Annotated in this window: 13 protein-coding genes; 7 read left to right on the forward strand and 6 right to left on the reverse strand. The window is 37.2% G+C overall.

Annotated elements, in window-relative coordinates; all coding sequences use genetic code 11:
* Window positions 1-120 precede the first annotated feature (120 nt).
* On the forward strand, window positions 121-1,461 hold the full coding sequence (locus FNN08_RS09605) for a hypothetical protein (RefSeq protein WP_143585166.1): 1,341 nt from the start codon (window positions 121-123) through the stop codon (window positions 1,459-1,461).
* Between the two features lie 62 nt (window positions 1,462-1,523).
* Here the strand turns inward: FNN08_RS09605 and FNN08_RS09610 are convergent, their stop codons facing one another.
* Complete coding sequence (locus FNN08_RS09610) at window positions 1,524-1,949, reverse strand: DUF3010 family protein (protein ID WP_143585168.1); 426 nt, start codon at window positions 1,947-1,949, stop codon at window positions 1,524-1,526.
* Between the two features lie 227 nt (window positions 1,950-2,176).
* On the opposite strand from FNN08_RS09610, the gene FNN08_RS09615 reads away from it, so the two are divergent.
* The 5 genes from FNN08_RS09615 (at window position 2,177) to FNN08_RS09635 (ending at window position 7,873) form a co-directional block, all read left to right on the forward strand.
* Window positions 2,177-4,075, forward strand: a complete 1,899-nt coding sequence (locus FNN08_RS09615) for a DUF885 domain-containing protein (RefSeq protein WP_143585170.1) — start codon at window positions 2,177-2,179, stop codon at window positions 4,073-4,075.
* Between the two features lie 187 nt (window positions 4,076-4,262).
* Window positions 4,263-5,486, forward strand: coding sequence for a threonine/serine exporter ThrE family protein (locus FNN08_RS09620; RefSeq protein WP_143585282.1), 1,224 nt, complete (start codon window positions 4,263-4,265; stop codon window positions 5,484-5,486).
* 2 nt (window positions 5,487-5,488) lie between these two features.
* The gene (locus tag FNN08_RS09625) at window positions 5,489-6,247 is read left to right on the forward strand and encodes an NRDE family protein (protein WP_143585172.1); all 759 of its coding nucleotides are present in this window, start codon (window positions 5,489-5,491) and stop codon (window positions 6,245-6,247) included.
* Window positions 6,248-6,273: 26 nt separating this feature from the next.
* Complete coding sequence (locus tag FNN08_RS09630; RefSeq protein WP_143585174.1) at window positions 6,274-7,002, forward strand: SDR family NAD(P)-dependent oxidoreductase; 729 nt, start codon at window positions 6,274-6,276, stop codon at window positions 7,000-7,002.
* Window positions 6,980-7,873: an amidohydrolase family protein gene (locus tag FNN08_RS09635; protein WP_143585176.1), complete on the forward strand. Its 894-nt coding sequence runs from the start codon at window positions 6,980-6,982 to the stop codon at window positions 7,871-7,873. The genes FNN08_RS09630 and FNN08_RS09635 overlap by 23 nt, the downstream gene beginning before the upstream one ends.
* A 17-nt stretch (window positions 7,874-7,890) precedes the next feature.
* Here FNN08_RS09635 and FNN08_RS09640 read toward each other — a convergent pair whose 3' ends face one another.
* From FNN08_RS09640 to FNN08_RS09650, 3 genes are all read right to left on the reverse strand, one after another.
* Window positions 7,891-8,508, reverse strand: coding sequence for a DUF502 domain-containing protein (locus tag FNN08_RS09640; protein ID WP_143585178.1), 618 nt, complete (start codon window positions 8,506-8,508; stop codon window positions 7,891-7,893).
* Window positions 8,509-8,709: 201 nt separating this feature from the next.
* Window positions 8,710-9,885, reverse strand: a complete 1,176-nt coding sequence (locus FNN08_RS09645; protein WP_143585180.1) for a mandelate racemase/muconate lactonizing enzyme family protein — start codon at window positions 9,883-9,885, stop codon at window positions 8,710-8,712.
* A 62-nt stretch (window positions 9,886-9,947) separates the two neighbouring features.
* Complete coding sequence (locus tag FNN08_RS09650) at window positions 9,948-10,715, reverse strand: class II aldolase/adducin family protein (protein ID WP_143585182.1); 768 nt, start codon at window positions 10,713-10,715, stop codon at window positions 9,948-9,950.
* A gap of 114 nt (window positions 10,716-10,829) precedes the next feature.
* On the opposite strand from FNN08_RS09650, the gene FNN08_RS09655 reads away from it, so the two are divergent.
* Window positions 10,830-11,732: a L,D-transpeptidase family protein gene (locus FNN08_RS09655; protein ID WP_260679311.1), complete on the forward strand. Its 903-nt coding sequence runs from the start codon at window positions 10,830-10,832 to the stop codon at window positions 11,730-11,732.
* A 67-nt stretch (window positions 11,733-11,799) separates the two neighbouring features.
* On the opposite strand, the gene FNN08_RS09660 is transcribed toward FNN08_RS09655, so the two are convergent.
* Both FNN08_RS09660 and FNN08_RS09665 read right to left on the reverse strand, forming a co-directional pair.
* Complete coding sequence (locus FNN08_RS09660; protein ID WP_143585184.1) at window positions 11,800-12,087, reverse strand: Lpp/OprI family alanine-zipper lipoprotein; 288 nt, start codon at window positions 12,085-12,087, stop codon at window positions 11,800-11,802.
* A 121-nt stretch (window positions 12,088-12,208) separates the two neighbouring features.
* Complete coding sequence (locus FNN08_RS09665; RefSeq protein ID WP_143585186.1) at window positions 12,209-12,688, reverse strand: Lrp/AsnC ligand binding domain-containing protein; 480 nt, start codon at window positions 12,686-12,688, stop codon at window positions 12,209-12,211.
* Window positions 12,689-12,728: the final 40 nt, after the last annotated feature.

Genomic DNA, 12,728 nt, shown 5'->3' on the forward strand with positions numbered 1-12,728 from the left:
AAATTTCCCGTTTACTCCTATTGAAAATACATAAAAATATTTAGTTCTTGTTCCCCCTTTCATTGATACAGGGTATATTGTTGTTAGCGCTTAAAAAAATAACAATACTATGGAATAGTGATGGCAAAATTCTCCCCTTATATATCAATAGCTAGCCTTTTACTCTTATCTGCTTGTGGCGGCGGTGGTGGCGGTAGTAATAGTGAACCGCAACCGATAGGTCCTTTTGATTTTTCATTATCTAGTGTTTTGAAAAATGATTGTGGTGTTGAGTCACCTTACACTGCAGTTGAACTTGTCTTACAAGATCAAAATTGGCAAACCGTTAGTACTCATAAACCTAATGCCGAAGGAATTATTGAGTTAACCACTAATGACCCTAAAATTAATTACACCCTTATTGCTACAATTAAAAAGCAAGGTGAAGATGAAGGTATAGAAGCGGTAAGTTTTAATGGCGTTGACTCAGCCAGCTCAGCGAAATTTTATGCCACAAATTCAGCACAACTCAACAATGCAAGTTGTGAATGTAAAACCAATGATTTGGTATTTATCCATAATCAATTAGATCAACTAAATGCAGCATATAGCTCGGCAACATTTGCTAGTTTTGAAAGAATAGATAGTAATCAAACCAAATTTATCGGCGTTAAAACCTGCCGCAATATTGAAGAAGAATGGGCAGAACACTCTTTTAGTGTTGAAGGGCCAAGTGGCAATTACCCTCTTGTCGGCTTATCTGGTTTTGGCACAGGCCATGAAGATTTATACGACCTTTATCAAGCTTTTAATTACAATGATTTAAGCGATAAAAACCCTGAGCTTACTTTTAGCCAATTCTTTAATGGTCTGCGTCATTTTGAAACAGAAGTGGCTGAGCGCGCCGGCACTGTTTTAGTTTTTGACAACCATAAATATACTGATACAACCATGTACAATGCCTTTGGTACATATACATTTGATGAAACAAGTTCAGGTCCGCTGACACAAACCACCTTAAATTCTGAACACGAAACATATAACAGCGATTATCGTGTTGCACTGCAGATAAGCCCTAGTACTAATAAACCTAATATCGATTTAGAGTACCTATCTGAAATTCAAGATAATGGTGAGTATAACTTTAACGTTGTAAATAATTACAATATGGCAATTATTCGCTTTGATTACTTAGCAAAAGATCCTGACACCCAGCTCGATATGCCTGCAACTTGGACTGTATATGGACCAATAGAGGGAAGCCTGCCAACCATATATGGACTACCAGGTTATGAAGATATAATCAGCTCAGATACCAGCATTAAAGGTACACGAGTAAGGTTAGTACAAAGTGCTGCGACAAGAGATTATAACAAGTATATCCAATATTATGCTCAAGCAATGGAGTCTGCAGCAGATAAATCAGCAACTGAATTTGCTCAAGAACGCCGATTCTACAACATCAATGTTGAACTAAAATAACAGAAAATAAAAAGCCGTTAAATTTTCATTTAACGGCTTTTTAAATTCATAATTGTTTTTTATTACAAACGGTTAAGGAAAGTAAACGCTGTTTGGAATGCACCTTCTTGGAACTGTTTTAAACCTGTATCTCTAAAATCAATAGTAATTTGAGTGCGGTGTAAACAATCTTTAATATCGCTTGGGCGAATTAAATCAACACGCACATCTTCAATTAATTGTAATGCTGCTTCAATTTTAAAACTTTGTGAACCGCCAGCAAACTTACCTTTAGTCATACGCTCTTTAATTGCGATAGCGTCAATTTTGTAATCTTCGATAAACTTCTTAATAGTAAATTGAAATTTACGGATATGATCCGATTCAACACCTTTACTTAATGCAATTTTCGGCACTCGAGCATGCGGAATATCATACATACTATTTTCTAGCGACATTATACAAATAATTGCGTCATCGCCTTTGATTTCAATACCACAAACTCTCATGGTGTCTCCTTAATAATTAATTGACCTTATTATAAGCAAATTTACGCAAAGGTGATATAAACAAATTGCAAATGATGCTTTGCTTGAACAAATAAATGGTTACAAATGATAGACATAATTAAATTTGCATAACTCAATACATATTGGCAATGTAGAGCAATAAAATAAAAAATGAATAATTTAAAATTAATTTTATCCCTAAAATAATTCAACATCTTGGTATTAATATGAAAAAACATATACTGGCATTATCAATCATTGCATCGCTTGCTGCGTGTTCACCTGCAGAAAAACAAGAACCAACAGCACAAACTAAAAAGCAACCAACTTTAGAAAAAGAAGCGAGTGACAAAGCAGGTGTCGCCCCGGTAGAAAAAAATGAAGGCCAAGCTAAAGCGGTTGATAAACAAGAAACTGTCGTTAAAGTTTATGATGAAAAACTTAATGCTGAATTTACCAAATTCACTGCAGATTTAATTGAACAGTTTTGGCAAAAAAATCCTGGCTACGCGGTGTATGTTGGCTACTATAAATATGATGACCAACTAAGCATTCCTGACGCTGCAGGATTAGCAGCAGAAATCGCTTTTACCAAAGAGCAGTTAGCATTACTGCAAGCTTTTGATGTTAAAGAGTTAACGCCAAACAACGCCAGTGATTACTACATATTGCAAAACCAGATGCAATCGAGTTTATTTAATGTTGAAGAACTTAAATCACACCAATGGAACCCATCTATATATAATATTGCCGGCGTCTTTGGTGTTATTTTAAATACCGATTACAAAGCAAAGGATGAGCGTTTACGTACCATTTTCAAACGTATGGAGTTTGTTCCTGAGTATTATCAAGCAGCAAAAGCAAATATCACCACACCAACCATTACTCATACTAAGCTTGCTATACAGCAAAACCAAGGTGCTCTAGGTTTATTTACTGGTGCGGTACATGCGGCAATGTCTGAGTCAAACTTAACCACTCAAGAAAAAACTGACTTTAATTTTAGAATTGCCAAAACAACGTCCGCCATAAAAGATTACATCGCTTGGTTAGAAGATAAGCTTAAGCAATTAGAAGCGAGTAACTCAGGTAAAGATTTTCGTATTGGCGAAGCTTTATACGAGAAAAAGTTTGCTTTAGATATATACTCAAGTCTCACGGCAAAGCAGCTATTTGATAAAGCAGAACAAGAGAAAGATAGAATTCACGGCGAAATGAGTAAACTTGCTGATAAGTTGTGGCCTAAGTATTTTGCAGATAAAGAAATGCCAAAAAACAAACTTGTCGCAATCAAAGCTTTAATTGACCATATTTCAGTAAAGCATGTAGAGCGAGAAAATTTTGTAGCAAGCATTAAAGCTCAGATCCCAGAGCTAGAAAAGTTTGTAAGTGAGAAAAACTTACTCGAAATGGATGCTAACAAACCTTTAGTGGTAAGAGAAACACCTAAATACCAACGCGGTTTTGCCGGTGCATCAATTAATGCACCAGGGCCTTACGATGCAGGTGCAAATACTTACTATAATGTTACCCCGCTTGATGCCTTTGATGATGAACAAGCCGAGAGCTATTTACGCGAGTATAACCATTGGATATTACAAATTTTAAATATCCACGAAGCTGTACCAGGACATTACACTCAGTTAGTACATTCAAATAAATCTAAGTCATTGGTTAAATCGATTTTTGGTAATGGCGCTATGGTTGAAGGCTGGGCAGTATATACTGAGCGTATGATGCTTGAAGAAGGCTATGGCGAATTTGAGCCTGAGCTGTGGCTTATGTATTACAAGTGGAACCTGCGTGTGATCATGAACTCTATCATTGACTACTCTATTCAAGTAAAAGGTCTATCAGAGCAAGGCGCTCTTGATTTAATGATGAATCAAGCCTTCCAAGAAGAAGCTGAAGCTAGAGGTAAATGGCGCAGAGCGACGTTATCACAAGTACAATTAACCAGTTACTTTACCGGTTACTCTGAAATTTACGCACTGCGTGAAGAGTTAAAAGCAAAACTTGGTGATAAATTTAACTTAACAGATTTTCATAATCAGTTCTTAAGTTATGGTAGTGCACCAGTGCCGATTATTAGAAAAATGATGCTAGATACTAACAGCATTAACTAGTTTCATCTTTATAAAGTGTAATGATTAATTAAATCAGCGGGAATGAATCTAATTTCATTCCCGTTTTTGTATTTATAATTTTATTTCTACAATTTAATTACACGAAAAAGTTAACCTAATTTAAAAAATAGGAGTAAAATTAGAGGCATATAATAAATTTTTAACTGACGAGCTAGGCCATTAGTTGATGCTACCTGATTCATTTACACAAAAACGCCACTTTATAATTACTTTAGGAAAGTTATTACATAAATTTGGCGCAACAACCTATCGACTAGAAAATCATTTAACTAATGTTTCTCGATTTTTGGCGATCCCAGGCCAATTTATTATCACCCCAACGTCAATGACCTTTGTTTTATATAACAGTGAAGATCAACTCGAACATAACTTCATTGTGAGAGTACCTCCTGGTGATATTGACCTAGGGGCATTAGCGAGAGCGAACGAACTTGTAGATGAATTAAGTACAGGCCAACGCAGTTTATCTGAGGCAATAGAGCGTTTAGAAGAAATTAAAAACAAACCAGCGCCCTATTCAAATATTCTAATATTTTTAGCATTTGGCGCATCATCAGGTGCATTTGCTATGCTAATGCGAACCAGTTGGCATGACGTATTCTGGTCTTGCGTACTTGGTTTTATGGTTTACTTATTGGTGTTATGGTCCGAGCGTTCTAAAAGTGTCGCCAATATGCTCGAGCCATTATCATCGATACTTGCTGCTATTGCTGCAAGTGCAATTACCCTTTTCGATCCATTAATTAATGTGCCCTTGGTGATCCTCTCAAGTATCATTGTGTTTATTCCCGGGCTTACCTTAACAACTGGCCTCAGTGAGCTTGCCGAGCGGCACTTAATGTCGGGCACAGCGAAAGTTATGGATGCTTCCATGACTATGTTTAAACTGTATTTTGGCGCTGTTTTAGGCATGACCATTAGCAGTTTATTTTGGCAGCCAGTTGAATTTGTTCCGACCGAGCTTGTACCACAATGGACAGCTTGGCTTGCGGTATTAATTTTATCTTTGTCTTTAGTTATTGTCTTTAAAGCACGAAAAAGACATGCTTTTTGGGGCGTACTTTCAGGGTTTATTGCGTTCTCATCAAGTTATTGGGCTGCAGATTACTTAGGCGTTGCACTAGGTGCTTTTGCAGGTGCCTTTGCAATAGGTATTTACTCAAATTTATTTGCCCGATTCTTAAAAGCACCAGCTACAGTAGTAATGCTGCAAGGTCTGGTTGTATTAGTACCGGGGTCAAAAGTTTATATCGGCTTAAATTCAATAATCACTGGCTCAGATATGATCCATGCTGACCAGATAGGCTCACAGACATTTTTAATATTTATGTCACTTGTAGCCGGTCTAATTTTTGCAAATGTTGCCGTAAGACCACGTAATTCTCTCTAGTTATGTGTATCTTATTCATCGCCATTAATCAGCATAAAGATTATCCATTAATCATTGGCGCTAATCGTGATGAATTTCATTTAAGGCCTACAAAATCAGCTCACTTTTGGCCGGGTAGTGACAAAATTTTAGCCGGTTTAGACCTGCAAGCTGGCGGTACTTGGTTAGGAGTTAACGGCAAAGGAGAATTCTCTGCTTTAACTAATATACGTAGTGGCAAAGCAGAGCCTGCAGCACAATCTAGAGGCGAGCTAGTAACTAAAGCTCTTCAAAGCCCCGCTTTAATCGATTTAAATTGGCTCAAACAACACAGTAATAATTACAACCCATTCAACCTAATTTACAGTCAAAATCAGCAGTTATTTTGTTATAACAGCCAAAGCCAAAAACAGAGTCCTCTGGGTGACGGTTTTCATGCTATTTGTAATGGAGCCCTTGATGACGTTTGGCCTAAAATGGCAAAGGGAGAGCGCTTGCTAGAACAACTAATCAGCGAGCAAAAAACACTTAACCCTGAGCATATTTTTGCCATTATGAAAGATCAAACCCAAGCCCCTGATGAATTATTACCTAACACTGGGGTAGGTATTGAATGGGAGCGGTTATTGTCGAGTATTTTTATCCAATCAACAGATTATGGCACTCGCTCTACTACGGTTATTATGCAACACCACTCAGGCAGCATTGACTTTTACGAGCAAAGTTATACAACTGATGGTAGTATTTTTAACAAACAGCAATTTGCTTTAGCCAAGAGCTAAAATTAAAACAATATAAGTGAAAATAAATGAGTAAAATATGTGTAGTTACAGGTGGCTCTTCTGGCATTGGTTATGCCTTAGTCAGTAAATTTATTGAAGCTGGCTACCAAGTATTTAATTTAGATATACAAGGTTCACAGCTAGGTAATTATATTGAATGTGATGTAGCTAATGTTACCCAAGTTAAACAAGCTATTGCACAAATCATCGAGCAAACTGGTAAGGTTGATGTGCTAGTATCTAACGCTGGTATTCATCTATCTGCCAATATTGAAAATACGAATGAAGAGTTACTCGATAAAGTTTTTGCCATCAATGTAAAAGGCGCATACGCGGCAACTCAAGCTGTATTGCCAGTAATGCAACAACAAAAAAGTGGTAGCATTATCTATATTGCTTCTGATCAGGCTTTAATTGCTAAAACGAATTCTTTTGCTTATAACTTATCAAAACATGCATTAGCTTCGATGGCTAAAACCACGGCGCTAGATTATGCCGCATTTAATATACGCGCTAATGCTCTTTGCCCTGGCACAATTGAAACGCCGCTATATCATAAAGCTATCGACAGCTATTGCCTTAAAAGTGGTGCCGATAAAAAACAAATACACCATGAAGAAGAACAACTGCAACCATTAGGGCGATTAGGTCAACCAGACGAAGTGGCTGAGTATGCACTGTTTTTAGCAAGTGACAAAGCAAGCTTCATTACCGGTAGTTTGCAGGTAATTGATGGCGGCTATACCACCGCATAATTATATACTTATGGATATTATCGATCCCCACCTACATTTATTTGACCTAAAAAGAGGTGATTACCATTGGCTTAAAAGCAGTGAGCCACCCTTTTGGCCAGACAAAAGTATACTCCAGCAAAACTTTTCTGAACATGACTTAACTCTTGCTAGCAACATTAATCTAGTGGGTTTTGTACATATAGAAGCCGGTTTTGATAATAAGCAGCCTCATCGTGAGCTTGAGTGGCTAGAGCAAACATGCAGCTTGGCTTTTAAATCAATAGCTTTTGCAGAACTTAGCGCTAATGACTTTGCCTTGCAGCTAGATAAACTTGAACAATTTGAATCGTTTGCCGGTATTAGGCATATTCTTGATGAGCAGCTACAACAGATATTACAACAGCCTAACACGCTAGCTAATTTACAACTATTAGCCGATAAAGGTTTGATCTTTGAAGCACAATTTGATGTGACCAACTATCAGCATAGCCAGTTATTTTATAATACCATTAAGCAATGCCCTAACTTAAAAGTAGTCATTAATCATGCAGGTTTCCCTGCGCATAATAAAGCCGATGAACAATACAGCAACTCACTTAGCATGCTGGCATCATTAGATAATTGCGCAATTAAATGCTCTGGCTGGGAAATGCAAAACAGGCAATGGCAAATAAGCGAAGTTAGTAACCTTATAAACCTAGTTATATCAGTTTTCGGTATAGATAGAGTGATGCTTGCAAGTAACTTTCCTGTAAGTAACTTATCTACTAGCTACAATCAACTATGGCAAAGCTATTGCTTTGATTTATTAAAGCCCTTTTCTACTGATGAAAAAAAACAGCTTAGCGCAAATAACGCTAAGCTGTTTTATGGATTAGTTCTAAGCTAAATAAGTGCTAGTGCAAACTAGTCTTGCTTATCCATCTCTAACATTACTTTGGCTTGGTCCATGTTTACGTATTTGCTAGAGCCTTTACCAAAACGTTTTAAACTACCAAGTACGCCAATAAAATTATCATTAATTGGTTCGATGCGCTCAGCATTTACAAAAGAGATGCCACCAGAGCGAGGGTCCGGAGAGCCAGGGAAAAATACCACAACTAAATCTTCTGTTGTACGCTCAACTTCATAACCGATTTGCAGTTGATCATCAAAACGAACCATAACAGGTTTTAATGCATTAGTTTCATCTGATGCACCTGCAACGCCTTCGGTAACGCTTTTAAGGTATGCATAACCTGGTATTACAAGCATTAACTTATCATCTAATGCTGAGAAAAGTTTTTTACCTAATTTGCTGCTAGCAAATAAACCAGCAATAAAACATATTAATACAATAGCAATATCTGCAATGATGTTAGCAACGGCAACACCACCTACCGCTTCAATTGGTACTAAATTACCTAAAGGCTCTGCCACTTTAAGCATAAGCTCATAAGCTTTGCCTAAGATCATCACAAAAATGATCACTGGGATCAAAAATAAAAAACCGCCTTTAATGGTATTTTTCAAAAAATCTAACATGTATTCACTTCCAATAATAAGTATGTTGCAATTGATATTGCTTTGATTGGAAGGATTATATAAGGCGCTGTAAAGGCAAACTGTAATACTTTGAGAAACTTTTGTTACGCAATTGTAAGGCGCAAGTTAATATAACGAAAAAAGGCACCCCTTAGGTTGCCTTTATATAACTTAGTACGCAATGACTTAGTTTAGTTCAAATTATTTTACCGTAACGTGTGGCGATCTCATTACAACGTCATCATTTAACTCGATTCCTATGCCTGGCTCTTCAGATACTTCAAAGAAACCATTTACCGGTTGCGGATCTTGAATACATAATTCACGGTTCCACGACTTAATCGCATAAGTATGGTGTTCATGAATTAAGAAGTTTGGAATTGCTGTTTCTAAATGCAATGAAGCTGCTGTTGCAACCGGGCCGCCACACACATGTGCTTGAATACGAATATCGTATACATCAGCATAATCACATACTTTTTTCGCTTCAGTAAAGCCGCCACATAAGCCAACATCAGGTTGCAAAACATCAATACTTTGATCTTCAAAATATGGGCGCACATCCCAACGATGATATAAACGTTCGCCGCCAGCAATCGGCACATTTACGTTATCCGACACTTTTTTATGCACCGCTGAATTTAAATAATTCACCGGCTCTTCGTACATCATACAGTCAACTTCTTCGATAATTTTACCCATTTGAATCGCTGATGCTGCGCCCATTAAAGAGTGCGACTCGAAAATAATATCAACATCATCACCAACAGCAGTACGAATAGCTCTTAGTCTATCACCAAATAAACGCATTTGCGGTTTGGTAAATAACTTGGTGCGATCAAAAGCAGAGCTGCCATCATGGTTATATACGATAGGATCAACTTTAACTGCATCATAGCCCTCGCTAACAGCTTTTAAAGCAGCTTCAGCATATTCTTCTGGCTGAATAAGTTTTTTACATTCCTTATCCCAGTCAAATTGTAATTGGCTAGCATAAGTGCGTAATTTACCATTAACTTTACCACCAAGTAGTTGATAAACAGGAACCCCTAAAGCCTTACCTTTTATATCCCAAAGCGCAGTATCTATTGCACTCATCGCAGAATATAACACTGGACCGCCACCTAATCCCCAAAAGCTCTCTCTTAACATTCGCGACCATAACAACTCAGTTTGAAATGGGTTGTAACCAATAAGCACAGCTTCTGCAATCTCTTTGATCATCGCCGCCGCAGCACTGTGGCCCCAATCATAAGCAAGACCCGCTTCCCCCACACCTGTTATGCCTTCATCGGTATGAATACGAATAAAAACAGGGTTCCAAGGTGGTCGCTCAGGACAATGGATATCAAATATTTCAACGTGGGTGATTTTCATTTTTATATGGGTTCCGTATTTATTTTTATATGTTGAATAGTTCTAACAATCTATGTAGCAATCTATGTGGCAAAACTTGGATCTAAACGATATGCTTTGCGGATCATCGCTGGCCAAGACTTTTGTCCACCAGTGCTTCCAGTATGTACTATCTTAGCTTGGGCAAAGATATTATCGACAATTGCCTGTGGGATACTTATGGTATCTTGCCCTGCGGCTTGTAACATTAATTGAATCTCACAGGCTCTGTTTAAATCATACATACGCATAAACGCATCACCAATAGTAGCGCCTAATGTTAAACCACCATGGTTGCGCAACAATAAATGATTATTCGTACCTAAGTTTTGCTGTAAGCGTTTTTTCTCATCCGGATTAACTGCTAATCCTTCATAGTCGTGATAGCTCATCGATGCCATAGAAAACATCGAGTACTGACTCAATGGCAACAAGCCTTGCTTTTGAGAAGCGACAGCGATAGTAGAGTTTGTATGTAAATGCATTACACATTGTGCATCGTGACGTACTTGATGAATGGCACTATGGATTGTGAATCCAGCAGGATTTATCTCAAACTCACCACCATCAAGTACATTGCCATCAATATCTATTTTAACTAAATTTGAGGCCGTAACTTCATCAAATGCAACGCCAAATGCATTTATCAAAAAATGTTCTGTACCTTCGATACGAGCCGAAATATGGGTGTAAATAAGATCATCCCAACCAAAATCAGCAACCAAACGATAACAGGCGGCTAAGTCGACACGAGTTTGCCACTCTATTTCTGAAACCTTTTCTTTTAAATTTCTTTCAAGTAATTCGTACACTTACTTTTCCTATAATTGATTATTAAAACAGTATAACCATTATTTAATCTCTAGTAATCAATGTTACAGCAGAGTACACTTATTTCAGTATATTTTTTAACAATGGACTAATGAATGTTGAATAAAGTATTCTCAACAATTCTATACATATACAGTTTGATTTTAGTCAATCAGATGGCTTTCGCTCTGGAATATAAACTACCAGAGGATAATAGTCGGTTAATTGGTGAAATAACTAAACATACTGTAGTCAAAGGAGAATTTTTTCAACAACTAGCACAGCGCTATAACGTTGGCTTGTTAGCATTGATGGAAGCTAACCCTGGCGTAGACCCTCTTCTTCCAAAAGAAGGTACTGAACTTGTTATACCTACCCAAATGATTTTGCCTTATGGCAAGCATGAAGGCATCGTTATTAACTTATCTGAATTACGTCTTTATTACTTTGATAATGCTAAACAAACAGTAAATGTATTTCCTGTAGGTATCGGCAAAATAGGTAATGCAACGCCTAAATTAATTAGTGAAATTACAGAAAAACGTACTAACCCCAACTGGTTCCCTACCGTTGATAAACGCAAAGAGCACTTTGCCACACATGGTGTTGAGTTACCAAGAATGGTTAAAGCGGGTCCAAATAACCCTTTGGGTGATTATGCTATGCGTATTGGTCGAAGTACTTATTTAATCCATGGAACTAATCAACGCTTTGGTATTGGTATGCGTGCAAGTTCAGGTTGTATACGTATGAATCCCGAAGATATTGAATGGTTGTTTAAACAAGCCGACTCAGGAACTAAGGTTAAAATTATAGATCAGCCAATAAAGATGACTTATTTAACTCCAAGTCAGCGCATGATAGAAATACATTCGCCATTATCGTTAAGTGAAGATGATAAGCCTAGCCTCTACCCTTTAAGCTCAGGCGTAAAAAGCTTTATAGGTGATAACCCTAAAGACCTTGAAGCATTAGATAAAATAATTAAACAACCTAAAGGCCTACCAGTTAAATTTTAATCCTAGTTTAACAGGCATAAAAAAACCGAGTTGCCTCGGTTTTTAAGATTAAATAATTAATTTGCAGTTATTTTTTATAGCTACTTACTACATTATCAACTCGTTCATTAGCTTGAGATGCTTTTGCCTGTGCATCTGCTGCCATTTCTTTAGCAGCTTGGGCATCGGCAGCACTTTGCTCTTGCGATGCTTTAAGTTGACCAACCTCACCAGATAGGCTTTCTACTTGGCTCGATAAGCTATCAATTTTAGAATTTAAATCTGCAACATTTTGCTCCATTGCATCATTATTAGCACACCCTGCTAAACCAAATGTAAAACATACTGCAGCTAGAGTAATTATTTTCTTGTTCATCCTGACACTCCAAAGTTTATTTTATGTAAATAACAAGTATTCGTTCTTGCCTACTTTCAGTATGGCATAAAAAATTACTAAACTCATAATAATGTTAAATATAAGTTACTTAGAGTGTGTTCTAAACTTCTAATATAGGTAAACCTAAATCTTCTTTCACATTTTCCATAACCACATAAGTATGAGTTTGTGAAACAGCAGGTAAGTTAACTATATAGCCAAGCACCTCTCGGTAGTTTTTCATGTCAGCTACTCTGATCTTAACTAAGTAGTCAAAACCACCAGCAACCATATGGCATTCTGCGACCTCGTGAATATTAACCACTTTGTCGCGAAACTGGTCAAATACATCAGCCGTGGTTCGATCTAAAGTTACCTGTATAAATGCTGACATGCCCATATTAAGCTTTTCAGCATCTAATACGGCCCCGTAACGCTTGATAAAACCTTCGGCTTCAAGCTTTTTTACTCTATCTAAACATGGACTTGCACTTAAATTGACCTGCTTTGCTAGCTCGACATTAGAGATCCGCCCTTGCTTTTGCAAAGTGTCTAAAATTGTTAAATCTATCCTATCAAGTGTTCTACTTTTGTAACTCATGCAGTATTTTCTATGGTATTTGATTACAATTGCATCATAT

The organism is Thalassomonas sp. M1454 (assembly GCF_007097525.1).
In the GTDB taxonomy this organism is placed as follows: domain Bacteria; phylum Pseudomonadota; class Gammaproteobacteria; order Enterobacterales; family Alteromonadaceae; genus Thalassotalea_A.

What these genes read in the sequence shown, in the direction of transcription:
- FNN08_RS09605 (WP_143585166.1), top strand. Translation starts at nt 121, where the DNA reads ATGGCAAAATTCTCCCCTTATATATCAATAGCTAGCCTTTTACTCTTA.
- FNN08_RS09610 (WP_143585168.1), bottom strand. Translation starts at nt 1,949, where the DNA reads ATGAGAGTTTGTGGTATTGAAATCAAAGGCGATGACGCAATTATTTGT.
- FNN08_RS09615 (WP_143585170.1), top strand. Translation starts at nt 2,177, where the DNA reads ATGAAAAAACATATACTGGCATTATCAATCATTGCATCGCTTGCTGCG.
- FNN08_RS09620 (WP_143585282.1), top strand. Translation starts at nt 4,263, where the DNA reads ATGCTACCTGATTCATTTACACAAAAACGCCACTTTATAATTACTTTA.
- FNN08_RS09625 (WP_143585172.1), top strand. Translation starts at nt 5,489, where the DNA reads ATGTGTATCTTATTCATCGCCATTAATCAGCATAAAGATTATCCATTA.
- FNN08_RS09630 (WP_143585174.1), top strand. Translation starts at nt 6,274, where the DNA reads ATGAGTAAAATATGTGTAGTTACAGGTGGCTCTTCTGGCATTGGTTAT.
- FNN08_RS09635 (WP_143585176.1), top strand. Translation starts at nt 6,980, where the DNA reads ATGGCGGCTATACCACCGCATAATTATATACTTATGGATATTATCGAT.
- FNN08_RS09640 (WP_143585178.1), bottom strand. Translation starts at nt 8,508, where the DNA reads ATGTTAGATTTTTTGAAAAATACCATTAAAGGCGGTTTTTTATTTTTG.
- FNN08_RS09645 (WP_143585180.1), bottom strand. Translation starts at nt 9,885, where the DNA reads ATGAAAATCACCCACGTTGAAATATTTGATATCCATTGTCCTGAGCGA.
- FNN08_RS09655 (WP_260679311.1), top strand. Translation starts at nt 10,830, where the DNA reads ATGTTGAATAAAGTATTCTCAACAATTCTATACATATACAGTTTGATT.
- FNN08_RS09660 (WP_143585184.1), bottom strand. Translation starts at nt 12,087, where the DNA reads ATGAACAAGAAAATAATTACTCTAGCTGCAGTATGTTTTACATTTGGT.
- FNN08_RS09665 (WP_143585186.1), bottom strand. Translation starts at nt 12,688, where the DNA reads ATGAGTTACAAAAGTAGAACACTTGATAGGATAGATTTAACAATTTTA.